The 23,548-nt window shown below is 67.2% G+C and carries 19 protein-coding genes; 8 read left to right on the top strand and 11 right to left on the bottom strand.

Annotated elements, in window-relative coordinates; all coding sequences use genetic code 11:
* Positions 1–20 precede the first annotated feature (20 nt).
* On the bottom strand, positions 21–551 hold the full coding sequence (locus PFY01_RS04435) for a GNAT family N-acetyltransferase (protein WP_271042574.1): 531 nt from the start codon (positions 549–551) through the stop codon (positions 21–23).
* Positions 552–687: 136 nt separating this feature from the next.
* Between PFY01_RS04435 and hslU the strand changes: the two genes are divergently transcribed.
* On the top strand, positions 688–1,989 hold the full coding sequence (hslU, locus tag PFY01_RS04430; protein ID WP_271042573.1) for an ATP-dependent protease ATPase subunit HslU: 1,302 nt from the start codon (positions 688–690) through the stop codon (positions 1,987–1,989).
* On the opposite strand, the gene PFY01_RS04425 is transcribed toward hslU, so the two are convergent.
* Positions 1,979–3,283 (bottom strand): YihY/virulence factor BrkB family protein, encoded by a 1,305-nt coding sequence (locus tag PFY01_RS04425; protein ID WP_271042572.1) that lies wholly within the window; start codon positions 3,281–3,283, stop codon positions 1,979–1,981. The two genes, hslU and PFY01_RS04425, sit on opposite strands and share 11 nt — an antisense overlap.
* A gap of 62 nt (positions 3,284–3,345) precedes the next feature.
* Here PFY01_RS04425 and prmC point away from each other — a divergent pair, with 62 nt between their 5' ends.
* Together prmC and PFY01_RS04415 are read left to right on the top strand one after the other, a co-directional pair.
* A complete protein-coding gene (prmC, locus tag PFY01_RS04420; RefSeq protein ID WP_271042571.1) occupies positions 3,346–4,257 on the top strand; it encodes a peptide chain release factor N(5)-glutamine methyltransferase in 912 nt (303 codons plus the stop codon).
* 239 nt (positions 4,258–4,496) lie between these two features.
* Complete coding sequence (locus PFY01_RS04415) at positions 4,497–4,853, top strand: endonuclease domain-containing protein (RefSeq protein WP_271042570.1); 357 nt, start codon at positions 4,497–4,499, stop codon at positions 4,851–4,853.
* 398 nt (positions 4,854–5,251) lie between these two features.
* Here the strand turns inward: PFY01_RS04415 and PFY01_RS04410 are convergent, their stop codons facing one another.
* Both PFY01_RS04410 and clpB read right to left on the bottom strand, forming a co-directional pair.
* On the bottom strand, positions 5,252–6,064 hold the full coding sequence (locus PFY01_RS04410; protein WP_271042569.1) for a hypothetical protein: 813 nt from the start codon (positions 6,062–6,064) through the stop codon (positions 5,252–5,254).
* 25 nt (positions 6,065–6,089) lie between these two features.
* Complete coding sequence (clpB, locus tag PFY01_RS04405; RefSeq protein WP_271042568.1) at positions 6,090–8,678, bottom strand: ATP-dependent chaperone ClpB; 2,589 nt, start codon at positions 8,676–8,678, stop codon at positions 6,090–6,092.
* A 173-nt stretch (positions 8,679–8,851) separates the two neighbouring features.
* On the opposite strand from clpB, the gene PFY01_RS04400 reads away from it, so the two are divergent.
* Complete coding sequence (locus tag PFY01_RS04400) at positions 8,852–9,493, top strand: LysE family translocator (protein WP_271042567.1); 642 nt, start codon at positions 8,852–8,854, stop codon at positions 9,491–9,493.
* A gap of 22 nt (positions 9,494–9,515) precedes the next feature.
* Here the strand turns inward: PFY01_RS04400 and PFY01_RS04395 are convergent, their stop codons facing one another.
* Positions 9,516–11,807: a TonB-dependent receptor domain-containing protein gene (locus tag PFY01_RS04395; RefSeq protein WP_271042566.1), complete on the bottom strand. Its 2,292-nt coding sequence runs from the start codon at positions 11,805–11,807 to the stop codon at positions 9,516–9,518.
* 174 nt (positions 11,808–11,981) lie between these two features.
* Between PFY01_RS04395 and PFY01_RS04390 the strand changes: the two genes are divergently transcribed.
* Entirely contained in the window at positions 11,982–13,868 is a 1,887-nt protein-coding gene (locus PFY01_RS04390) for a BCCT family transporter (protein ID WP_271042565.1), read from the top strand.
* A 5-nt stretch (positions 13,869–13,873) separates the two neighbouring features.
* Here the strand turns inward: PFY01_RS04390 and PFY01_RS04385 are convergent, their stop codons facing one another.
* Both PFY01_RS04385 and PFY01_RS04380 read right to left on the bottom strand, forming a co-directional pair.
* Positions 13,874–15,217, bottom strand: a complete 1,344-nt coding sequence (locus PFY01_RS04385; RefSeq protein WP_271042564.1) for a S41 family peptidase — start codon at positions 15,215–15,217, stop codon at positions 13,874–13,876.
* A gap of 26 nt (positions 15,218–15,243) precedes the next feature.
* Positions 15,244–15,687 (bottom strand): MarR family winged helix-turn-helix transcriptional regulator, encoded by a 444-nt coding sequence (locus PFY01_RS04380; protein ID WP_233156403.1) that lies wholly within the window; start codon positions 15,685–15,687, stop codon positions 15,244–15,246.
* A gap of 144 nt (positions 15,688–15,831) precedes the next feature.
* On the opposite strand from PFY01_RS04380, the gene PFY01_RS04375 reads away from it, so the two are divergent.
* Together PFY01_RS04375 and PFY01_RS04370 are read left to right on the top strand one after the other, a co-directional pair.
* The gene (locus PFY01_RS04375; RefSeq protein WP_271042563.1) at positions 15,832–17,484 is read left to right on the top strand and encodes a serine hydrolase; all 1,653 of its coding nucleotides are present in this window, start codon (positions 15,832–15,834) and stop codon (positions 17,482–17,484) included.
* A gap of 89 nt (positions 17,485–17,573) precedes the next feature.
* Positions 17,574–18,050 (top strand): hypothetical protein, encoded by a 477-nt coding sequence (locus PFY01_RS04370; protein ID WP_271042562.1) that lies wholly within the window; start codon positions 17,574–17,576, stop codon positions 18,048–18,050.
* Here PFY01_RS04370 and PFY01_RS04365 read toward each other — a convergent pair.
* The 4 genes from PFY01_RS04365 to PFY01_RS04350 all read right to left on the bottom strand — a co-directional run bounded on the left by PFY01_RS04365 (position 18,047) and on the right by PFY01_RS04350 (position 21,954).
* Positions 18,047–18,790: a DUF4893 domain-containing protein gene (locus PFY01_RS04365; RefSeq protein WP_271042561.1), complete on the bottom strand. Its 744-nt coding sequence runs from the start codon at positions 18,788–18,790 to the stop codon at positions 18,047–18,049. The two genes, PFY01_RS04370 and PFY01_RS04365, sit on opposite strands and share 4 nt — an antisense overlap.
* Before the next feature lie 60 nt (positions 18,791–18,850).
* Complete coding sequence (locus tag PFY01_RS04360) at positions 18,851–19,525, bottom strand: DUF4893 domain-containing protein (protein WP_271042560.1); 675 nt, start codon at positions 19,523–19,525, stop codon at positions 18,851–18,853.
* 39 nt (positions 19,526–19,564) lie between these two features.
* The gene (locus tag PFY01_RS04355) at positions 19,565–20,863 is read right to left on the bottom strand and encodes a hybrid sensor histidine kinase/response regulator (RefSeq protein WP_271042559.1); all 1,299 of its coding nucleotides are present in this window, start codon (positions 20,861–20,863) and stop codon (positions 19,565–19,567) included.
* A 71-nt stretch (positions 20,864–20,934) separates the two neighbouring features.
* Positions 20,935–21,954, bottom strand: coding sequence for a DUF4167 domain-containing protein (locus PFY01_RS04350; protein ID WP_271042558.1), 1,020 nt, complete (start codon positions 21,952–21,954; stop codon positions 20,935–20,937).
* 353 nt (positions 21,955–22,307) lie between these two features.
* Here PFY01_RS04350 and PFY01_RS04345 point away from each other — a divergent pair, with 353 nt between their 5' ends.
* Positions 22,308–23,540, top strand: a complete 1,233-nt coding sequence (locus tag PFY01_RS04345) for an NAD-dependent epimerase/dehydratase family protein (protein WP_271042557.1) — start codon at positions 22,308–22,310, stop codon at positions 23,538–23,540.
* Positions 23,541–23,548 lie beyond the last annotated feature (8 nt).

Here is a 23,548-nt window from a genome sequence, read left to right as displayed (position 1 = left end):
GGACGCCTTTTTGCTGATAGTCAGGCTCGCCATTCGTGTCGCAGAAGGGCGTACTGACACGTGTTGACGTAGATCGGCTGGCCCGCGGCGTCGTTCACGAACGAGATGAACTCGCGGAACAGTCCTTCTCGCCGCATGCCTAGCCGTTCGCAAAGCCTCTGTGACGCCAGATTGTCGTCCTCGACATAGGCATACAGCCGACGGGCCGCCTTGTCCTTGAACAGATGGTCGACCAGGACGCGAGCCGCTTCGGACGCATAGCCGGCGCCCTCATAGGCGCTGTTGAAGTTCCAGCCGATGGACCAGGTGTCCGGCGCCTCGAACATCGCGAAGACATCACCGATGACATGGCCGTCGGCCTTGGACTGGACAGCGATATATTCGCCCTCGGCTGCGCGCTTGAGGACTTCCGCCTCGGCCGCCGCCATGTCCTGAAGCGCCATCGCGGCGAAACAGGCGGCGCGCGGATGATGAAGATAGACGAACAGGTCTGCGGCGTCGCCGGCCTCAAAGCGTCGAAGGGTCAGACGATCCGTTTGCAAGGGGGTCATCGTTAAGCCTCTGGTGCAGCGTGCGCGGTCCTAGCGATCGGCATGACGCCCTTTCGCCGATGACGATAGGATTTTGTGCGCGCTGCGACGCCCCGCCCCTCTCCCGCAACGGTTCGGCCTCTCCTATCTGCGTCGCATGACCGAACTGACCCCCCGCGAGATCGTCTCCGAACTGGATCGCTATATCGTCGGCCAGAACGACGCCAAGCGCGCCGTCGCCGTCGCCCTGAGAAACCGCTGGCGCAGGAAGCGCGTGCCGGCCGACCTGGGCGACGAGGTGACGCCCAAGAACATCCTGATGATCGGCCCCACCGGCGTCGGCAAGACCGAGATCGCGCGTCGCCTGGCGCGGCTGGCGGGCTCGCCCTTCCTGAAGGTCGAGGCGACCAAGTTCACCGAGGTCGGCTATGTCGGCCGCGACGTGGATCAGATCGTGCGCGACTTGGTCGAAAGCGCCCTGATCATGGTGCGCGAGCGCCGGCGCGGCGACGTGCGGGCCAAGGCCGAGGCCGCCGCCGAGGACCGGATCCTGGACGCCCTGGTCGGACCGGGCGCGGGGCCCGCGACGCGCGACAGTTTCAGGAAGAAGCTGCGCGCCGGAGAGCTGGACGACAAGGAGATCGAGATCTCGCTGGCGGACACCGCCTCGCCGATCCAGGGCCTGGACATTCCGGGCGGCGGCAACGTCGGCCTGCTGAACCTGTCCGAAATGCTGGGCAAGATGGGCGGCGGGCGCACCAAGACCGTCAAGCTGACGGTGCGCGATGCGACGACGCCCCTGATCGCCGAAGAGGGCGACAAGCTGCTGGATCAGGACAGCCTGACGCAGGAGGCGCTGAAACTGGCCGAGAACGAGGGCATCGTCTTCCTGGACGAGATCGACAAGGTTGCGGCCCGGCAAGGCGCATCCGGCGCCGACGTGTCGCGTGAGGGGGTGCAGCGCGACTTGCTGCCCCTGATCGAGGGCACCACGGTCTCGACGAAATACGGGCCGGTGAAGACCGACCATGTGCTGTTTATCGCCTCGGGCGCCTTCCACGTCGCCAAGCCCAGCGACCTGCTGCCCGAGCTTCAGGGGCGGTTGCCGATCCGGGTCGAGCTGAAGGCTCTAACGCGCGACGACTTCAAGCGCATCCTGACCGAGCCGGAAGCCAATCTGATCCGTCAGAACCAGGCCCTGCTGGCGACCGAGGACGTGACCCTGACCTTCACCGATGATGCGGTGGAGGCGATGGCCGATGCGGCGGTGGCGGCCAACAGCGCGGTCGAGAACATCGGCGCGCGCCGGCTTCAGACCGTGATGGAGCGGGTGCTGGAGGAAACCAGCTTCAAGGCTTCGGACCTGTCGGGTCAGACCGTGACCTTCGACGGCGATGCGGTGCGCGAGAAGATGGACGCCCTGACCAAGGACGTCGATCTGAGCCGCTTCATTCTGTAGCGACGCGCTCGGCGGCCTTGCGGTTCTGGCGGCCGCGCAGGCGATCCGCCACCCGCTCGGCCTGGCGCTGGGTGAAGGCGAGAGCCGCGGGATTGCCGCGCCGGGCGCCGATGCTGTCGGCGACCTTGGCGCCGCGCTCGCCGATCGGCAGGGGCTTGCCGGTCGTGGTGTCCACGGCGGTCTGGTGCTCGATCTCGGCGTTCAGCTCGGCGCCCATCAGGATCACCTGCACCGACAGCCAGGTCCACAGCAGGAAACCCATCATGGCCGCCAGAGGCCCGTAGCTGTCGGTCCGCACGAAGTTGGATAGATACCAGCTGAACAGGAAGGACACCGTCAGGCTGAGCACCGCCGCGAAGATCGCGCCCGGCGTGACCCAGCGCCAGCGCGCGCGCTGGCGGCAGGGACCATAGCGGTAGATGACGGTCAGAGCCGCGATATAGCCGACCAGCAGCAGCGGCCATCGCAGCGGGGCGATCAGGCCCCACTCCTCCTCCAGCCCGAACAGCCGCACCACCACCGGCACGCCGACCACGAGGGCCGAGGTCAACAGGACCGCCAGGATGGCCCCCACGGTGAAGACCATGCAGATCAGGTTGTAGCGCACGATGTTGCGGCGCTCGACCTCGTGGTAGGCGACGTTCAGGCCATAGAACAGCACCTTGACCGCCCCGTTGGCGGTCCACAGCGACAGGGCCAGGGTCCAGGCCAGGGTGAAGGTCAGCTGACTGTTGGAGTTCTCGGCCAGCCGCTGCATCTCCCCGCCCAGGAACTCGGCGATGCTGTCGGGCAGCAAGGCGTAGAGGAACTGCAGCCGGCCCCAGGCGTCGGCCGGATCGGCGAACAGGCCGTAGAGGGTCACGAACGTCCCGAGGAGCGGGAACAGCGACAGCAGGGTGAAGAAGGTCACGCCGCCGGCGACGAAGCCGACCCGGTCGCCGAAATAGGACCCGCCGGTGCGCCACACGATGTCGGACCAGCCCCTGTGCGGAATGTGCTCGGGCCGTTTGGCCATGCGGCCGCGACCGGGCTCCTGGGCCTCATAGTCCTCGGGCGTGGGGACCTTGGGCGGCAGGGGCTCGGGGCGGGGGGCGCGCAGCTCGACCCCGACCTTGTGGCCTTGGCTGTAGAGCAGGTGGGCGGCGCCGGCGCCGGCGGCCAGACCCCCGGCGGCGGCGGCCAGGAACTTCCACACCCGACCCCGCTCAGACGGCGCGGGCGCCCGGGCGAACAGGTTGCGAAGCGGGGCGAGGCGGGAGGGGCGGCGCGCAGTCATCCCGACGCGAACGGTCAAGCTGGCCTCGCGTTCCTCCCGTCGCGCTTGAAATCGGCGCCGGGCCGGGCCAATCAACGCCCATGACCGACCCCATCACGCCCAAGTCCGACACAGACGCCCCGACCCTGCTGACCGCCTGGAAGGCGGCGCAGGCCCGGCTGAAGACCGGCCGCATCGACAGCCCCGCCATCGACGCCCGCCTGCTGCTGGAGGCCGCCGCCGGCGCCAGCCGCATGGACATCCTGACCGACCCTTACCGGCCCATCACCGCCGACCAACTGAGCGCCTATGAGGCCATGGTCGAGCGCCGGCTGAAGCGCGAGCCCGTCTCGCGCATCGTCGGCAAGAAGGGCTTCTGGAAGATCATGCTGAACGTCACCCCCGACGTCCTCAGCCCCCGCCCCGACACCGAGACCCTGATGGACGTCTCCATGCTGGCCTTCGGCAAGACCGAGGCCTTCGACGCCATCGACCTGGGCACCGGCTCGGGCGCGATCCTGTTGGCGCTTCTGGCCGAGCGGCCGGCCGCGCGCGGGGTGGGCACCGACATCTCGTCCGAGGCCCTGGCGGTGGCCAGGGAGAACGCCGCCAACCTGGACCTGAACGACCGCGCGACCTTCCTGCGCACCGAATGGGCCGCGGGTTTCGGCGACGCCAGCTTCGACCTGGTGCTGTCCAACCCGCCCTATATCCCGACCGACCATATCGCGACCCTGGACCCGGAGGTGCGCGACCACGACCCGCACCTGGCCCTGGACGGCGGCCCCGACGGCTTGCAGGCCTATCGCGACCTGGCGCCCGAGGTGAAACGCATCCTGAAGCCGCTGGGCGTCTTCGCCGTCGAGATCGGCTTCGATCAGGGCCCGCAGGTCAAGGCGCTGTTCGAGGCCGCCGGCTTCACCGACGTCAAGATCATCAAGGACCTGGGCGAGCGCGACCGCGTCGTCACCAACGGCCCGGACCCGCGCACCAATCCCATCCCGCAGGACTGACCGAGATCAGACGGTCGGCGGACAAAAACACCGTCTAATTCGTCTAATTCGTCTGATCTGGCCCTCCCCGACCGTGCGATGCGTCCCCTGCGGACGAACCGAGACAGGATCGCACGGTTTGGAGGCATGGGCAGGAGGATGACGCTGGCGGGCGGCAGGGTGTTGAAATCGTTCGCGATGTGCGTCGCAGATGCGCGGGCTGGCGGCTCTGCGTTAGTGTGCGCCGAGAGGAGCCGCCCATGACGACCAACCGCCTGACGCCCAGCGCTCGCGGACTGCGCCAAGTCGGCGGGTTAGCCGAGGACCGGATCTGGGCGCGGTTGCGCGGCGGCGCCGTCGACGGTTGGAAGGTGCGTCGCCAGCATCCGGTCGGCCGGTATGTGGTGGATTTCGCCTGCGTGCCGCTTCGGCTGGTCATCGAGATCGACGGCGGGGTGCATGAGCGCGACGAGGTGGTCCTGAACGACCACTATCGCCAGCAGGCGATCGAGGCGCTGGGCTGGACCGTCATCCGCTTCACCAACGCCGAAGCCCTGGCCGACCCCGCCCGCATCGACGCCGCCATCCGCGACCACGCGAAGACGCTAGGCCTCTAACCTCCCCTCTCCCATTGGGAGAGGGCTTGAGCGCACGGCGGCGCAGCCGACGTCCTTGCGCGAAAGGGTGAGGGTCGTCCGCGTCCCGCCACCCGCTGCGGCCCGACCGGTGCGACGGCTCACGCCGACTTCGACGCCCGACCCTCATCCGACCGCTTCGCGGCCACCTTCTCCCAATGGGAGAAGGATCAAGTTTTGGCCTTCCCTCTCCCATTGGGAGAGGGCTTGAGCGCCCGAGAGCGCAGCGAGCGGCCTTGCGCGAAAGGGTGAGGGTCGCACGCCACCCGGACACCCGCTGCGGCCCGACCGCAGCGACGGCTCACGCCGACTTTGACGCCCAACCCTCATCCGTCCGCTTCGCGGCCACCTTCTCCCAATGGGAGAAGGATCAGGGCCGCCTAAAACAACGTCTTAAGCAACTTGTCAGCACCTGATATGAGATCATCGACTTCGTCGATAGTCGGCTCTCTGTCTTTATTGTGATCGCACAGATTTCTTAAATCGCCCAATCGGGTGATTCCGCGCCATATTGGTATGTCGATAACATTAGCTAATTTTAGAGCCTCGTTGAAATCAGCAATGGTGGGGTTTTTCTTTGTGATTTTTACGTTATGATTTGCACAAACTTGAGCAAGATGGCGCTCCAACACCACTCCCATCATAGCTCCTGCAGCTCTAACAAATTTCTGCTTAAGCAGATGACGTGCCGCGGAAATTTCTGAGTCGAATAAGTCAGCCTGCAACAGCTGTTTGATATCAAATATACTAGACTCAAACCTACGGTTGCAGGCCGTTATAATATTTAACATTTGTTGAAATTGGGGAAGAGCCGCAGATCTATCTACTTTCACATCCCCATTACCGAAAGTAACCTTAAGGTCTTGGAGGTAATCCTCCATAACATAGTTACCGTAACTTACTTCTTTTCGACTTCTCGGCTTTTCGTGCAGCCTAACAAAATCTTCAAATCTATCTGGAAGAATTTGACGTATTAGCGACTTTCCTTCGGAATACCATGACTCGTATGTTGAGTTAAAAGGCGGAAGAGAAGTTAAAAACTTCTCGCCCTCCTCCTTCCCAATCTGTTTAGTTATCTGTCCGTCGAATTTCGCCTCGCCCATTAAGCTTCTTTGCATAGCGTACGTGAGCAGGTTGCCCTGCAATATGAGCAGTTCAAGGTCCTTGCGATAACGGTCAAGATTCGATTTCATAACTACCCCAGGTTGTGCCTATTGCTTAGTGCACCCGCATCTTCCCGATCTCCAATCCGCCCTCGCCGGCGGTGACGGCGATCACCCCGCCGTCCTCGATCTCGCCGGCCAGGAGTTTGCGTGCGATCGGGTCGACCAGGTCCTTCTGGATGACGCGTTTCAGGGGTCGTGCGCCATAGGCGGGGTCGTAGCCGCGGTCGGCGAGCCAGGCCAGGGCGCTGTCGTCCAGGTCCAGGGTCAGGCGGCGGTCGGCGAGCAGCTTCTCGAAGCGTGACAGCTGGATGCGGACGATGCCGCCCATCTGGTCGCGGCCCAGGCGGTGGAACAGGATGATCTCGTCGATCCGGTTCAGGAACTCGGGCCGGAAGTGGGCGCGCACGGCGTCCATGACGAAGGGGCGCACGGCCTCCACATCATCGCCCTCGCCCTGATCGGCCAGATACTGGCTGCCCAGGTTGGAGGTCATGATGATCAGGGTGTTCCTGAAATCGATGGTGCGGCCCTGGCCGTCGGTCAGGCGGCCGTCGTCGAGCACCTGCAGCAGCACGTTGAAGACGTCGGGGTGGGCCTTTTCGACCTCGTCGAACAGGACGACCTGATAGGGGCGGCGGCGCACGGCTTCGGTCAGGGCGCCGCCCTCGTCATAGCCGACATAGCCGGGAGGGGCGCCGATCAGGCGGCTGACCGAGTGTTTCTCCATATATTCCGACATATCCAGCCGGGTGATGGCCGCCTCGTCGTCGAACAGGAACTCGGCCAGGGCCTTGGTCAGTTCGGTCTTGCCTACGCCGGTCGGGCCCAGGAACAGGAAGCTGCCCAGCGGACGGTTGGGGTCGTTCAGGCCGGCGCGGGCGCGGCGCACCGCGTCGGAGACGGCGGCCAGCGCCTCGTCCTGACCCACGACACGGCCGCCGAGCGCGGTCTCCATCTGGAGCAGTTTTTCGCGTTCGCCCTCCAGCATCTTGTCGACGGGGACGCCGGTCCAGCGGCTGACGACGGCGGCGATCTGTTCGGCGTCGACGACCTCGGGCGTCAGGGGGCCCTTTCCGCGGGTTTCCTCAGCCTCGGCTTCTTCGAGCTGCTTTTCGATCTGGGGGATCTGGCCGTAGGCGATCTCTGACGCCCGGCCCAGATCGCCGGCGCGCTGGGCGTTGGCGAGTTCCAGGCGCAGGCGGTCCAGTGTTTCGCGCAGTTGGGCGCCCTGGCCGACCTTGTCCTTTTCGGCCTTCCACTGGGTGGTCAGGTCGTCGGACTGGCCTTCCAGATCGGCGATCTCGTCTTCCAGCTTTTCCAGACGGTGTTGGGAGGCCTGGTCGGTTTCCTTCTTCAGGGCCTCGCGTTCGATCTTGAGCTGGACCAGGCGGCGGTCGATCTCGTCCAGGGCCTCGGGCTTGGAGTCCACGGCCATGCGCACGCGGCTGGCCGCCTCGTCGATCAGGTCGATGGCCTTGTCCGGCAGGAAGCGGTCGGTGATGTAGCGGTTCGACAGGGTGGCGGCGGCGACAATCGCGCTGTCGGAAATGCGCACGCCGTGGTGGACCTCGTACTTCTCCTTCAGGCCGCGCAGGATGGAGACGGTGTCCTCCACCGTTGGTTCAGCGACGAAGACCGGCTGGAAGCGGCGGGCGAGCGCGGCGTCCTTTTCGACGTGCTTGCGGTATTCATCCAGGGTCGTGGCGCCGACGCAGTGCAGCTCGCCGCGCGCAAGCGCCGGCTTCAGCAGGTTGGACGCGTCCATGGCGCCGTCGCCCTTTCCGGCGCCGACCAGGGTGTGCATTTCGTCGATGAACAGGATGATGCCGCCCTCGGCCGCCGAGACCTCGGACAGGACGGATTTCAGCCGTTCCTCGAACTCGCCGCGGTATTTGGCGCCGGCGATCAAACTGCCCATGTCCAGCGCCATGACGGTCTTGTCGCGCAGGGATTCGGGCACGTCGCCGTTGACGATGCGCAGGGCCAGGCCCTCGACGATGGCGGTCTTGCCGACGCCGGGCTCGCCGATCAGGACGGGGTTGTTCTTGGTGCGGCGGGCCAGGACCTGAATGGTGCGGCGGATCTCTTCGTCACGGCCGATGACCGGGTCGATCTTGCCGTCGCGGGCGGCCAGGGTCAGGTCGCGGGCGTAGCGTTTCAGCGCGTCATAGCCGTCTTCGGCGCCGGCGCTGTCGGCGGTCTTGCCCTTGCGCACCTCAGCGATGGCGGCCTCCAGCTTGTCGGCCGTGGCGCCGGAGGATTTCAGCACCTCGGCGGCGACCCCGCCCTCCTTGGCGAGGGCGGCCAGCAGGCGTTCGGTCGTGACGAAGGCGTCGCCGGCGGTCTTGGAGGCCTCCTCGGCGGCGGCGAAGACGCGCGCGGTGTCGCCATCCAGATAGAGCTGACCCGAGCCGCCGGTGACCTGGGCGCGCTTCTTCAGCGCGGTTTCGACATCGGCCTCGGCGCGGCGGGCGTCGCCCCCGGCGGCCGTGATCAGGTTGCGGGCCAGGCCGTCGCGTTCCTCCAGCAGCACCTTGAGCAGATGCTCAGGCGCGAACTGCTGGTGCCGGCGGGCCAGGGCCAGCGACTGGGCCGACTGGACGGCCTGTTTGGCGCGGTCGGAATAGAGTTCGAGATTCATGGTTTCAGTCCCCTCGGGAGGCGGATGGATTTCAGCACACCCTCTGCTGAGCAGCGCGCCGTTGAGATCGAGGTGGGTGTGACGATCGGGTCACACAAGGGGTCCGCTGGGCGTCTTTCGGGGCTGTCCGTTTCGCCGCCGCGCGCCTAGGCTCTGGCGAACAGGAGCGCCTCGTGATCGCCCATTCCGCCTGGCCCGTCGATCCGGCCATCGTCGGCCCTTTTCTGATCGCCGTGGCGCTGATCGAGCTGACGCCGGGACCGAACATGGGCTGGCTGGCGCTGGTCGCCCTGGCGCGGGGACGGCTGGCCGGTTTCGCGGCTGTGGCGGGCGTGACCCTGGGGCTGGCGGTGTGGATGCTGGCGGCCGCCTATGGGCTGACGGAGGTCTTTTCCGTCTGGCCGCCGCTGTATCAGGGCCTGCGTTGGGCGGGCGTGTTGTTTCTGCTGTGGCTGGGGTGGGAGGCCTGGCGCGCGCCGACGATCGAGGCGGCGCCGACGCCGGACGGCCGCTCGCTGCGCGGCCTGTTCGTGCGCGGCCTGATGGGCAATCTGCTGAACCCCAAGGCCGCGGTCTTCTACGTCGCCCTGCTGCCGACCTTCATGCGACCGGACCACGGCGCGCCGCTGAGCCAAGCCCTGACGCTGGGGAGCCTGCATCTGGCGGTCGCCGTCCTGGTGCACAGCCTGATCGTGATCGCTGGCGCGGGCGCGGCGCGGCTGGCGCCCCGGATGCAGGGTCGCGCCCTGCGCGCGGTGATGGCCGGCGGCCTGATCGTGGTCGCCGCCTGGCTGGCCTGGGAGACGCGGGCGTGAGCCCACGTCCCCCGTCAGGCCGTCAGCCCCCGGTCGGGCCGGTCGAGAAGTCGAACTGTTCCGGCTGGCGGCGCGGACCGCCGAAGTTCCAGGTCAGGCCGATGTAGAAGGCCCGCAGCTTGATGTCCTGCTCCGAGCGTTCGCGGAACTGCGGCGTCTCGTAGATGGTCGTGGTGTTGAAGGTGTTGAAGATATCCCGCGCGGTGAAGTTGAACGACAGCTGCTCGTTCAGCTTCCTGCGATAGCCCAGATTGACCATGCCGCCGGCCTCGCGCCGGCCCTGCGCCAACAGGCTGTCGCCCTGCCAGAAGCTGGAGACCTGGACGAAGTCCTTGGCCGTCGGCTGCCAGTTCAGGCTGAGACGGCCGCTGGCCAATGTGGCCTCGCGGTCGCCGCCGCCGACGACGGCGCCCGAGTCGATCTCCTGACGGAAGACGTTGACGCTGGCGCTATAGCGCAGGGTCGGATGCAGTCGCCCGTTCGCCGTCGCCTCCACGCCCAGGTCGCGACGCGAGCCCAGGTTTTCCGGACGGGTCAGGAAGACGCCGCCGCCGATGTCGGACGCCACGTCGGTGAAGGCCTTGTCGGTGTTCCGCAGATAGGCGGTGGCCTGATAGAAGCTCTGGCCCTTTCGCATCTGCCACATGGCCTCGAAGCTGTCGGTTTCCTGCGGCTCCAGATCTGGATTGCCCGAGCGGACGTTCAGCGGGTCCTGATAGACGACGAAGGGATTCAGCTGGCTGGGCTGGGGCCGCTGGATGCGGCGCGAATAGCTGGCGCGCAAGGTCTGTTCGGGCGTCAGCTGATACTGGAGGTGGGCGGTCGGATAGGCGCGGAAATAGTCCTGAGACGCCGAGGCGCCGCCGGTCAGATCCTTGATCTCGATGTCCGCCTGCTCAAGCCGCAGACCCAGTTGGGCCGACAGCTTCTCGCCCAGCGGCCGCTCATAGGTGGTGTATAGGGCATGCACCGTCTGGGTGGCTTCGAAGCGGTTGTTCAGGGCCGGAACCGGCGCCAAGGCCGCCTGCGAGGGACCGCGCAGGAACTCGGCGTCCTGCTCGGGACGCTGGGCGTTCAGCTCATAGCCCAAGCGCAGCTTGCCGCCGTCGGACATCGGGCGGGTATAGGCGCTGGTGAAGCCCCAGGTCACCTGATCGACCGCGGTCCTGGTCCGCTCGTATAGAGCCGCGCCCGCTGGGGTCAGGAAGGTGGTCAGGGTCTGGCTGGTGGTGTCGTTGGCGTTGGAATCGTAGCGCAGTTCGTTGGACCACTCATGGCCGTCGCCGTCGAAGCGGCGCAGCACGCGCGCCGTGGCGCCCCAATTGTTGAAGGTGAAGTCGGAATCGCCGACCCGGCGATAGGCGCTGGTCACCGCGCCGGCGGCGTTGCGGGTTTCATACAGGCCGTCGCCCGACCCCGTGCCGTCGAAGGCCACGCCGCGCAGTTCGCCAGTCAGCTGGGTCTTGTCGTCCAGCTTGTATTCGGCGGTGAAGCGCGCGAAGGCGCCGTTCTGCTCGGACTCCACCGGCTGTTCGACGGTCGTGGTGGAAACCACCGCGCCGGTGACCGGGTCCAGCTGTTCACGGACGCGGTTGAAGGTCAGTTCGGTCGGATCGGAGCGATAGCTGGCGTCGCCGGACAGGGTCAGGCGATCCTTCTGGTACGAGCCGCTGAGGCCCGCGTTCCAGCGGCCGTTGTCGCCGACGTTGACGCGCAGCGAGCCGGTCGTCTGGGTGCCCGGCTTGGGCGCCGTGGGCTTGGTGATCAGGTTGATGACCCCGCCCGAACCCTCGGGGCTGTAGGCGGCGGACGGATTGGTCATGACCTCGATGCGGGCGTACTGGCTGGCCGGCAGCTGGATCAGGGCCTGGCCGCGACCGGGGCCGGTCAGAATGCCGGACGGGCGGCCGTCGACCAGAATGGTGACATTGGCGTCGCCGCGCAGCGACACGTTGCCCTCAGGGTCCACGTCCACCGACGGCACGTTGCGGAGCGCGTCGGCCAGACTGCCCGTCGTCGCCTGAAGGTCATTGGCCAGGCTGTAGCTGACCGAGTCGATCGAGGTGCGCACGTCATTGGCGCGGGCGTTGACGACCACGTCGCCGACGCTGGCGGGCTGCTGTTGCTGGGCCGGTTCGGTCGTCTGAGTGCGCGGCGGGGGCGTCTGCGCCGTCGTCGCCGGGGTCTGGGCGGCCGGCTGGCTCGTCGTCGACGTCGGCGGGGTCTGAGACGGCGTCTGAGTCTGGGCCAGAGCGGCGCCGGGCAGGGCGACGGCAGCCGCACCCAGCATGAGAACGAGTTTGGAAGAGGTCATGCCCGGCGATCCTGAAAGAGTGCGCGGGCGTCTGTTTGCGCCCGTCGATAAGGCTGACTATCGGCGTTACTTTGAATCGCAAAGTTACATCTTCTTCATCGAGACGGCGCGGTTGTGGCCAAGCTGGGAACTGTCAGCTTCGCCATACGCTTTGACCCGATGCTGACCACGAAGATGAACCCCCGCGTGTTCTGGGGCGCGAGCGCCATCATCGCGCTGCTGCTCCTCGTCGCCATCGTGGCGCCGGGACAATCCGACCGCCTGTTCCAGAGCGTTCAGGCCTGGGTGATCGACACCTTCGGCTGGCTCTATATCGCCTCGGTCGCCGCCTTCGTGGGGCTGGTGCTGGTGCTGGCGATCGGCCCCACGGGCGCGCTGAAGCTGGGGCCTGACGACGCCGAGCCGGACTTTCCGTATCTGTCCTGGCTGGCCATGCTGTTCGCCGCGGGCATGGGGATCGGCCTGATGTATTTCGGCGTCGCAGAGCCGATCCAGCACTATATCAATCCGCCCGAGGGCGCCGGCCGCACCTTCGACGCTGCGCGTCAGGCTATGGGCATCACCTTCTTCCACTATGGGGCGCACGCCTGGGCGATCTATGCGCTGGTGGGCCTCAGCCTGGCCTTCTTCGCCCACCGCAAGGGTCTGCCGCTGACGCTGAGGTCGGGGCTGTCGCCCTTGCTGGGCAGGCGCGTCAACGGGCCGATCGGCGATGCGGTCGATATCTTCGCCATCTGGGGCACGGCCTTCGGCATCGCCACGTCTCTGGGTTTCGGCGTGTCGCAGATGAACAGCGGCCTCACCTATCTGCTGGGCATTCCCAACACCGCCTGGGTTCAGGTCGGGCTGATCGTCGTGGTCATGGCGGCGGCGACCGCCTCGGTCATGAGCGGGGTCGGCAAGGGGGTGCGCCGGCTGTCCGAGCTGAACCTGATCCTGGCCGTGCTTTTGATGCTGTTCGTGCTGGCGGTCGGGCCGACCGGCTTCCTGTTCAAGGCCCTGGTCCAGAACTTCGGCTTCTACCTCAGCCATTTCGTCGAGCGGACCTTCACCCTCTACGCCTATGAGCCGCGCGCCTGGATGGCGGACTGGACCCTGTTCTACTGGGCCTGGTGGATCGCCTGGTCGCCGTTCGTGGGGATGTTCATCGCCCGGATTTCGCGCGGGCGAACGGTGCGGGAGTTCCTGCTGAACGTGCTGCTGATGCCGGCCGGCTTCACCTTCCTGTGGATGACGGTCTTCGGCAATACGGCAATCAGCCTGGACATGGGTCAGGCGGCGGGTGCGATTTCCAACGCCGTTTCGGCCGACCTATCGACCGCCCTGTTCTACTTTCTGGAACAACTGCCGGGCGCGACCTTCACCTCGGGTCTGGCCATCCTGCTGGTGGCGGTCTTCTTCGTCACCTCGGCCGATTCCGGCGCCTTGGTCATCGACACCATCGCCTCCGGAGGGGCCGACGACACGCCGCGCTGGCAGCGGGTCTATTGGTGCCTGTTGCTGGGCCTGATCGCCGCGACCCTGCTGCTGGCGGGCGGGCTGGGCGCGCTGCAGGCTGCGACCCTGGCCGCCGCCCTGCCCTTCGTGCTGATCATGATCCTGCTATCGATCGGCCTAGTGCGCCAGATGAACGCCGACGTCGCCGGCCGCAGCCTTGAGACCGAAGGCGCGCCCCTGGCTCAGCAGCTGAAACGCATCCTGGCCCCGGCCAGCCGCAGCGACATCGACGATGAGATCGAGCGCCACGGCCTGCCCGCGCTGGAGACGGTTCACGCGGCCATGGAGGCCGAGGCGGCGGAGTCCGAGATCGTGCGTGACGACGGCGTCGCCTGGCTGACGGTCAAACAGGGCGAGCGCACCTTCATCTATCGCCTGGGCGCCCGCTCGCGTCCGCGTCCCGCCGTGACCCAGCGCGAGACGCCTGAAGGCCGCCGCCTGCTGGAATGGCGACTGACCGCCCAGACCGGCCAAGGCGAACGCCCCCAAGACATCACCGGCTTCACCCGCGACCAGATCGTCGCCGACGTGCTGGAAAAGCTGCAACGCTGGCGACTGGCGTAGAGACCTCAGGTCTTCGGGATGATGCGCGGCGCGGGCTCGTCCTTCCACCACAGCTGCAGGGCGCCGTCCTTAAAGCCTATGCGCAGGACGTCGAGACCCTCGACTGCAAACAGGCCGTCGGCGGTCAGCGCTTGCAGCTCGCGCGGCGCGGGCCACAGCGGGTGGCCGGGCCGGGCGACGACCAGGGCGCCGTCCTGCATCGTGACCACATAGTTGCGATAGCCGCCGGGCGCGGATTGCAGCAGGGCGGCGTCGGTCACGGGCGGGTTCAGGCGCGCCTCGACCGCAGTCAGGGCCCAGGCGTAGTCCGTCTTGGCGGCGTCGGACGTCGTCGTCGACAGCAAGCCGCGCAGGGCCTCGGCCTGGGCGGCGTCCAGCGCCTGGACGGAGGAAGTCGGGGTGTCCGGCGCCACGCCGACGCCCTCCCAGTTGCCGCCGCTGACCGCGTGAACGGGTCGGCCAACCGACAGGCTGAGCATGAAGCCCGGCGCGATGGGGAAGAAGTCATTGTTGTTGGCGGCGCCCGCCGTCTTGGCTCCCACCAGCCGGCCGAGTTTGAACTGCTGAACGTCATAGGCGAAGGATTCCGCCGCAGAGGCCGAGGCCTGGTCGATCAGTACATACAGGGGCGTGCCGTTCAGTCGCCCGGCGGGCAGATTGTCGAGCGCGCGCGTCTGCACCGGCTCTTGCCCGGCCTTCAGGAAGGTGACCTCCAGCGTCCCGGCCTGAAGGAAGTGGCTGACCAGATACTGGACCGCCTCGGACGCTCCGCCGCCATTGCCCCGCAGGTCGATGATGACCGCGTCGCCGCCCTTCAGGAACCGCATGGCGTCGTCGTAGGCGCGGCCCGTTTCGTCCGAGACCCAATGGAAGGCGTCGATTTTCAGATAGCGGACGTTGCCGGGCAGGATTTCCATGGCGCTGAGACCGTGGTTGTCGCGACGGGCGGCGGCGGCGTCGATCTCTGAGAGGGCTTGGGTCGCGTCGGCGCCGGCCGAGGCGGCGGCGAAGCGATCGGGCGCATATTCCAGATAGACGTGACCGTCTTGGCTGGCGTCGCGCAGGTCGCCGCTGATCAGCCCCGCCAGTTCGTTGGGCGAGGACACGTCGTAGCGGCCGGACGTTTGGGCGGCGTCCAACCGAGCAAGGATCGCCGGCGCCCGGTCGGGAAAGACGTAGGAGGACTGAACCGCCTGTCGGATCGCGCTCAGGACCGCAGCGCGCTGGGTCGCGGACAATTCAGCCTGGGTGGCGGCCGCGACGGGCGGACGGGACTGAGCGTGTGCGACGCCTTGGACGCCCATCAGGGCGAGCGCCATCGTAGCGGCGCTGAGCAGCTTAGATTGCATGATAGATTCCGGTGGAGGGGTTGAGGTTAGACGGCCGACTGCGTCTTTGCAGCGGCCTGAATGCGTTGGCCGAAGGGTTGATCCGTCAGGGCGGCGATGGCCTCCTTGACCACGCCGGAGAGGGGCGCCGACAGCTCTTGGTCCAATGTCTCGGCCGCCTGGTTCACGGCCGCCCATTGCCCTTGCAGACGCGGTATCATCGCTTCGGTCTTGGCGGTCAGCATCACGATCCGCTCTCGCGCGTCGGCGCCGGGCTTCAGCAGAACCAGCTCGTCCTTGACCATCTGGGTCACGGTTTGACTGACGGCCGAATGGCTGATGCCGATCTGCTGCGCGATGGTCTTGATCGACTGCCCGCCGTCGCGCATCAGGATGCGAAGGATCGGCGTGTAGCGGGGACGCCAATTCAGGCCAGAGGCCGCATAGGCCGCCTCGACCTCTCCATCCAGAAGATCGATCAGATGGCGCAAGAGCGTTCCAAGGGTGGGTGATGCAGACAACATGAGGGCTTATATATAAGCGCTTATATTTATCGTCAATCGTCCTTTTGTCAGCAGCGCTTGGCCTTGGGCTGGCGGGGCGCTAGCGTCCGGCGGTCTTCGCTGGAGTTCGCCATGTCCCTTCGTCTGTCGCGCCGCACCCTGTTTGCTTCCGGAGGCGCGGCGGCGCTGGCGGCGGGGCCAGTGTTCGCCCAAACGACAGATCAGAGCGCGCCGGCGAACGATGATGCGTCGCTGGCGGCGGCGGTTGACGCCTATGTGGCCAAGTGTATGGCGGCCTGGCCGGATCAGCCGGCGTTGGGCGTCGCGGTGGTCAAGGACGGGGCGACCGTTCTGGCGCGCGGTTATGGCGTCAAGGTTCAGGGCAAGCCGGCGCGGGCCGATGAGCACACCCTGTTCGCCATCGCCTCCAACACCAAGAACGTCACCGCCGCCGCCCTGGCCATCCTGGTCGACGAGGGCAAGGTGAAGTGGGACGAACCGGTCCGGACCTATCTGCCCGGCTTCACCCTGTCCGATCCCTACATCGGCGAACACGTCACGGTGCGCGATACGCTGAGCCACCGGGCCGGGTTCGGCCTGGGCGCCGGCGACCTCCTGTTCTGGCCCAACTCGGACCGGACCCGAGCGGAAGTGCTGGCCCAGGCCGCCTTCGTGCCGATCGAGGACGGGTTCCGCTCGCGCTATCACTACTGCAACCTGATGTTCGTGGTCGCGGGCGCGGTGCTGGAGGCCGTGTCGGGCCTGAGCTGGGAGGCCTTCATTCAGACGCGTATCCTGGACAAGGTTGGGATGACCGAGACCGTGCCGCTGGCGCGTCTGGCGGATGCGTCCAAGTCCGCCCTGCCCCACGGCCGGGTTGGGCCGCCGCTGCGCTATCAGGGGGCGATGACGCCGATCGCCAAGTCCATCGTCGAGGTGTGGAACTGGGACTCCGCTGCAGCGGCGGGGGGCATCTGCACCACCCCGACCGATTGGGCCAAATGGATCGCCGTGCGGCTGAACGACGGCAAGCTGGCGGACGGGACGCGGCTCTATTCCGAAGATGCGGCGCGCGAGATGTATCGCCCCAACATCATCGTCGGTTCGTCGGCCGGCCCGACGGCGGAACTGCCCAACCGATCCATCGCCTCGACCTATGCGATGGGGCTGCAGGTTCAGGACTATCGCGGCGAGCGGATCGCCAGCCACGGCGGCGGCTCGCCCGGCGGGATTTCCGCCACCGTGCTGATCCCTGGCCGCAAGACCGGCTTCAGCGTCTTCTCCAATGCCGAGGAGAGCTTCCTGCTGCGCGCCTTGCGGTCCGGCATCACCGACATCTGCATGGGCAAGGTCGACGTCGACTGGATCGCAGACTCCAAGAAGCTGGAGGCCGAGGGCAATGCGAAATCCATCGCCGCCGCAGCCGAAATCGACGCCAAACAGGCGGCCGGCGCGCCCCCGTCCATGCCGCTGGAATCCTACGCGGGGACCTGGCGCGATCCGTGGTACGGCGACATCGTCATTGCGCCCAAGACCGAGGGACGCGGCCGCAACCGCAAGAGCGGCCTGTGGCTGAGCTTCACCCACACGCCCGCCCTGCAAGGCTGGTTGGAGCCGTATGACGGCGAGACCTTCCGCACCCGTTTCCCGGACAAGCGCGAGGAGGACGCCTTCGTCACCTTCTCGATCCTGACGGCCAAACCGGCGACGGCGACGGTGAAGGGGGTCAGCCCCGACATCGACTTCAGCTACGACTATCAGGACCTGAGACTGACGCGCGTGTGACCTCGGACGACCCTGTGACCCAGGGTCGCAAACCGGAACGGCCCTGGCGTCCTGACGCTGTCTTCCCATCAATGGAAAGGGAGACCGTCATGTCCAAGACCCCAAACCCGCGCGCGCTGGATCGCGACGAGGCGGATATGGTCGAACAGACGAAGGCGCTGGCCGAGCGTTCGCCGGCGGAGCTGCGCGACCTGATCGGGCGGCTGCGCGGGCGGCGTGACCGGGTGCAGCGTCAGATCCGAGGACGCGTTCGTGCGGGAGAGAGCGGCCCGGATACGGGCGCGCGTGAAAAGAAGGCGCTGCTGACCGAGGCCATCGCCCGCGTCGCCAATGAGATGGACCGGCGCAAATCCGGCTCTAAATCCGGCGGGGCATCCGCGACGGCGACCAACAATCTGCGCGAGGCCGTCCGTCGCAAGGCCGAAAGCCCGACCTGGACCGGGCCGGACGATCGCACCGCCGATCTGGGGCCCAGCGAAACGCCGAACACCAAGATCGCCCCGTCAGGCGCGCTTCACGCCGAGGGGATGCGCGCCACGATCGCCCGCTCGACCGGCGCGCGCTAGCCGGTGATCTCCAGCAGCTCCAGCTTGGCTTCCTGCTTGGGCCACGGCAGGACCAGGCGCCAGCGGTTCTGGCCTATGCGTTCGATGACACCGACCTGATCGCGTTCTGCCTTGTCGCCATAGGCGGGGAAGGTCTTCTCGTCGGCGCCCCAAGCTTGGGCGCCGACATAGACGGCGCGGCGGTCGGTGTCGGGATAGATCAAGCCGCGCGTGCGCTGCGATCCCGTCGTCTTGGTCAGGACCAGATCGCCGCCCGGCGTCAGCTCGACCGAACAGGCGAACCAAGGATATTCGACGTAGGCCAGTCCCTGACCCTCGACACGGCGGCCCATCTTGATGGTGCGGCAGCGATAGGTTCCGGGGCCGGGTTGGATGCGGCCCGTCTGGGCGGCGTTTGGGTCGGCGAGCGGCCCCAGAGCCTCCACCTGACGCGAGAAGCCGCCATCCTCGGCCTCGGCGCGGGCCATACGCCAAGCCTGGTCCAGCCGGCCAAGCAAGCTGGCGTCGGCGGCTTTGGCGACCTGACGCCAGGAGTCGGTTCCGCCCTGCATCCCGTCGTCGGAAGCGGCTGCAGACTGCGGCGTCGCCGTCGCCTCAGGTGCGGCCTGGGCCGGCACGCCTGGCGCGGGGGTGGTGACGGCGGGCGAGGCCTCGGTCGGCGCGGCGGGACTGTTGTCGCCACAGGCCGCCAGGGCTGTCGTGGTCATCAGGGCCAGAACGGCCAGAGGGGTGCGGCGCATCAGCGTCTCCATCGGTTGCCCTGACCGAACGTGACAGGGCGCCCGAGGTTCAGCCGAACCTTAGCCGCGCGGCGCCGGGACCAGCTCGATCAGGTCCAGATTGGATTCGGTGTTGGGCCACGGCAGCACCAGCCGCCAGCGCGCCTCGCCGATGCGTTGCAGGATGGCCACCAGATCGCGGTCGGGGTTGCGGCCATAGGTGTTGGCGGCGGGCTCCTGCGCCAGGGCCAGCGAGCCGAGCATAACCATATGGCGGTCGTCTTCGGGAAAGAGCAGGCCGGAGGGGCGCTGCGAGCCGGTCAGCTTGGAGAACTTCAGGCCTTTCGGCGTCTGTTCTATACGGCAGGCGAACCAGCCATAGACGACATAGCCCAACCCGTCCTCGCCCCCCTGGGTGCCCAGTTTGACGGTGCGGCAGCGATAGTCGCCGGGCGGCGGCGAGACGCCGGGACGATCGGCCTTGGGGTCGATCAGATCGCCCAGGCTGTTCAGGTCGCCGGAGCCGCGCTGACGCTTGGCCTGTTGCAGGGCCAATGTCCATGCGGCGTCGACGCGGCGATAGCGATCCCGGTCGGCCGAGGTGATGACGCCGCGCCAGTCCATCAGCGCGCCCGATGCGCCGGACGGCGGTGGGGGTGGCGGCGGCGGGGTCGAAGCGCAGGCGGCGACGGCGCACAGGACGGCCAGCGGCGCCAGACGACGCATGAGCGAGCGGAACGAGACGAACGGGGACATCGACGCTTCCCTTGGGGCGACCAGGCGAACTTAAGCCTCTTAGGCCCTCTCGCGACCGTCGGCGTCAACCTCCGGGCCGCCCAGCGCCGTATTCAGCGCCGCCGCCAGGGCCGCCAGATCCAGCGGCTTGGCCAGCCAAGCGTCGAAGCCGGCGGCGCGGCCGCGCGCCCGGTCCGGCGCCGATACGGCCGCCGTCAGCGCCAGGACCGGCACATGGCGCGTCAGGGGGTCGACGTCCAGTCGCGCCTTGACCTCATAGCCGTCCATGTCCGGCAGGCCGATGTCGAGCAGGATGACGTCGGGTCTGAGCGCACGCGCCAAATCCAACCCCTCCGGTCCCGTCGTCGCGGCGTGCAGGGTCAGGCCCAGGCCGCTCGCCGCCTGGCGCATCAGGGCGATGTTGGCGGGATTGTCCTCGATATAGAGCACCACCGCCTGACACGATGACGCCTGACCCGGCGCGTGGGCTGCCGGCAAACTCAGCGAAAAGATCGTGCCCGCACCGGGGTCGCGCGCCATGGTCAGGGCGCCGCCCATCCGCTCGGTCAGCCGCTGGACCGAGGCGACGCCGAGGGCGGTGCCGCCTCTGGCGTCGCGACCATCCAACGGGCGGAAAGGTCGGTCGTCGCCCGCACCGACGGGGATCATGCCGGCGTCATGGATGGCGATGATGATCCGGCCCTCGGCGCGCGACATCTCCATGCGCACCGTGCCTCCGCCGGGCGAATGGCGCAGGGCGTTCTCGACCAAGCGGCGCAGGATGCGGCGGATCTGGCCCGGATCGGCCATGACGGACAGGCCGTGGGCGGGCGGCGGACAGGCCAGCGTCACCCCCGCCTCCCGCGCCTGCGCCTCCAGCCCATCGCAGACCTGGCGCAGCGCCAGACGCAGATCGACGCGGTGCAGCGAAGGCGAACCGCCGCCGTCACCGCCGGTCATGAAGGCTTCGGTTTCCTCAATCAGGGCCAGCAAGACACCGGCCGCGGCCTCGATCTGACGTACGGACTGTGCCTGGCGCGCGGTCAGGGGATTGGCCGGGTCGTCGGCGCGCAGCAACTGGGTGAAGCCCATGATCGTGGTCAGGGGACTACGCAGTTCGCGCCCGAGGGCCTGCATGATCTCGTCCCGCGTCCGAAGCTCGGCGGTCAGGCGGTTGACCTCGCCTTCGGCCGTCGTCAGGGCGCGGCGCAGGCCTTGGGTCTGGTGGGCGATGCGGGCTTCGAGCCGGGCGTTCTCACGACGCAGGCGCTCGGCGACCCCGTGCGCCTGAAGCCAGAGCCAGATCCCGGCGCAGGCTCCCGCCAGCGCCAGGGACAAGACAAGCAAGACGAAATCCATGACGCCCCTCCGACGCGCCATATTGACGCGTCAGAGTTGCATTCAGGTAAATGCGCCCGCTTGGGTTGTTATCAGTCTTCGCTGGCTGCGGCGGCTTCGGGCTTGCGACGCGGCGCACGGCGACGCGGGGCCGCCTCGCCTTCGGCTTGCTCGGCCGGGGTCGACGACGCCGGCGCGCGGGTCAAAAAGCCCGGCAGGGCGGTCGGGGCGTCGCCCTCGTCCGCCGCAACAGCGGCGGCGGTGCGGCGCGGTCGGCGTGCTGGCCGTTCGTCGGCAGCGGGCGCCTCGACGCTCGGGGCGTCAGTGGCAGGCGCATTGACCGGCGTCTCGACGACGGGCGCTTCGCTGACGGCTTCGGCGTAGGAAGGGGCGGCGCCCTCAGCGCCCTCTTGGGCGCCGTCCTGATTGTCGAAGCGGCGATTGCGTTCCTCGCGGCGACGCTCCCAGCGTTCGCGACGGCTTTCGCGACGACCGCCGCCCTCGCCCTCGGCGCGGACCTCGTCGCCCTCGCGCGGCTCGCGGGGTTCGCGCGGCTGCTGGCCGTCGCGGTTCTGGTCACGGTCACGGTTTTGATCGCGGTCGCGGTCGCGGTTGTCCCGATCGCGGTTGTCACGGTCCCGGTCGCGGTCGCGATTGTAGTCGCGGTCGCGGTTCTGATCGCGGTTCTGGTTCTGCTCGGCGCGCTCTGCAGCCTCCGCGGCCTGACGGTCGGCGGCCTGCTGGGCGGCGACGAAGGCGGCGGCCTGGGCGCCGGATTCGTCCTCGAAGTCGATGTCGAAGCCCTGGTTGGACTGTTCGCGCGCGGCGATGTCCGAGAAGGACCGCTGCGGCTGGAGCGCGCGCAGGACGCGGTAATAGTGTTCGGCGTGCTGCTGATAGTTTTCGGCCAGCACTCGGTCGCCGCTGGAGGCCGCATCGCGGGCCAGCTGCTGATAGCGCTCATACACCGTCTGGGCGTTGCCCCGGACCTTGATGTTCTCGGGTCCTTGCGAATCCCACGAACGATTCGGATTGGCGTTGTTGGCGTTGTTGGCGCCCGCCTTGTTCCGATTGCGTCCGCGCTGACGCTTCATGCCCTTGAAATCTCTCATTCGCGCTACCGTGTGCAGGGGCGGACCAAAGCCTGAAGGCCGGTTCCGTCCGTTTCGTGGTTCCGTCTCGCTCGGGGCCGATCCCCGATTGTCGAACTGTCGGAATGCCTTGTCGCCCGCATGGTGCGCCGGTCCTTTCGGGACCGACCGTCATGGCCGGCTCAAGCCGCGAACAGCCGGGTATGCGCCCGTAAAGCTGCGATTGAGTGGGAGACGGCAGAGACTTAACCCGAGTGGGCGGCCTTTCCAAGCGATATTCGTCAATGCGTCGCACCGAACCCTGCACAGCGCCGCTTTGCCAAGCCCGCCGGCTGGGCTAGGCATGACCTTTGAGACGACGACGAGGCTATCCCATGCGCGTGCTGGTTCTGGGCGGCGACGGTTTTTGCGGCTGGTCCACGGCCCTGCATCTGTCGGCCGAAGGGTGGGACGTGACCATCGTCGACAACCTGAGCCGCCGGAATATCGACAACGAGCTGGAGGTCCAGTCCCTGACGCCGATCCGCACCATGGGTGAGCGGATCAAGGCGTGGAAAGAAGTCTCCGGCCGCGACATCGGCTTCGTCAACATGACGGTGGGCAAGGAATTCGACCGTCTTGTCGCCCTGATCCGCGACTTCGCCCCCGACAGCGTGGTGCATTTCGCCGAGCAGCGGGCCGCCCCCTATTCGATGAAGTCGGCGCGGCACAAGCTGTACACCGTCGACAACAACATCAACGCCACCAACCACCTGCTGGCCGCCATCGTCGAAAGCGGCCTGGACGTCCATCTGGCGCACCTGGGGACGATGGGGGTTTATGGCTACGGCACGGCGGGTTTGCGCATCCCCGAGGGTTATCTGAAGGTGACGGTGGATACCGACAACGGCCCCGCCGAGCAGGAAATCCTGTTCCCGCCCAATCCGGGCAGCATCTATCACATGACCAAGACGCAGGACGCCCTGCTGTTCCAGTTCTATGCCCGCAACGACAACCTGCGCATCACCGACCTGCACCAGGGCATCGTCTGGGGCACCCAGACCGAGCAGACCAAACAGGACGAACGACTGATCAACCGCTTCGACTATGATGGCGATTACGGCACGGTGCTGAACCGCTTTTTGATGCAGGCGGCGGTCGGTTATCCGCTGACGGTGCATGGATCGGGCGGCCAGACGCGGGCCTTCATCCATATTCAGGACACGGTGCGCTGCGTCGAACTGGCGCTAAAGAACCCGCCCAAACGCGGCGACCGGGTCAAAATCCTGAACCAGATGACCGAGAGCCGCCGCGTGCGCGATCTGGCGGCCATGATCGCCGACAAGACCGGCGCCGCAATCCACAATGTCGCCAATCCGCGTCAGGAGGCCGACGAGAACGATCTGGTCGTCGCCAACGACCAGTTCCGCGATCTGGGCCTGAAGCCGATCACCCTGGCGCAGGGTCTGATGGACGAGGTCACGGACATCGCCCGCCGCTATGCCGACCGGGCCGATCTGGGTCGGGTGCCGTGTGTATCCGCCTGGAACCAACGCCGGGCGGAGGCGCTGGAAAATGAGGCGCGACCGGCAGTTGACGCGCCACCTTCCCAAGTTCTGACGGCCTGAGTTTCGTA

Origin of the sequence: Brevundimonas vesicularis, from assembly GCF_027886425.1 — a bacterium.
Classification (GTDB): Bacteria; Pseudomonadota; Alphaproteobacteria; order Caulobacterales; family Caulobacteraceae; genus Brevundimonas; species Brevundimonas vesicularis_C.
This window is presented reverse-complemented; position numbering and strand designations above follow the sequence as displayed.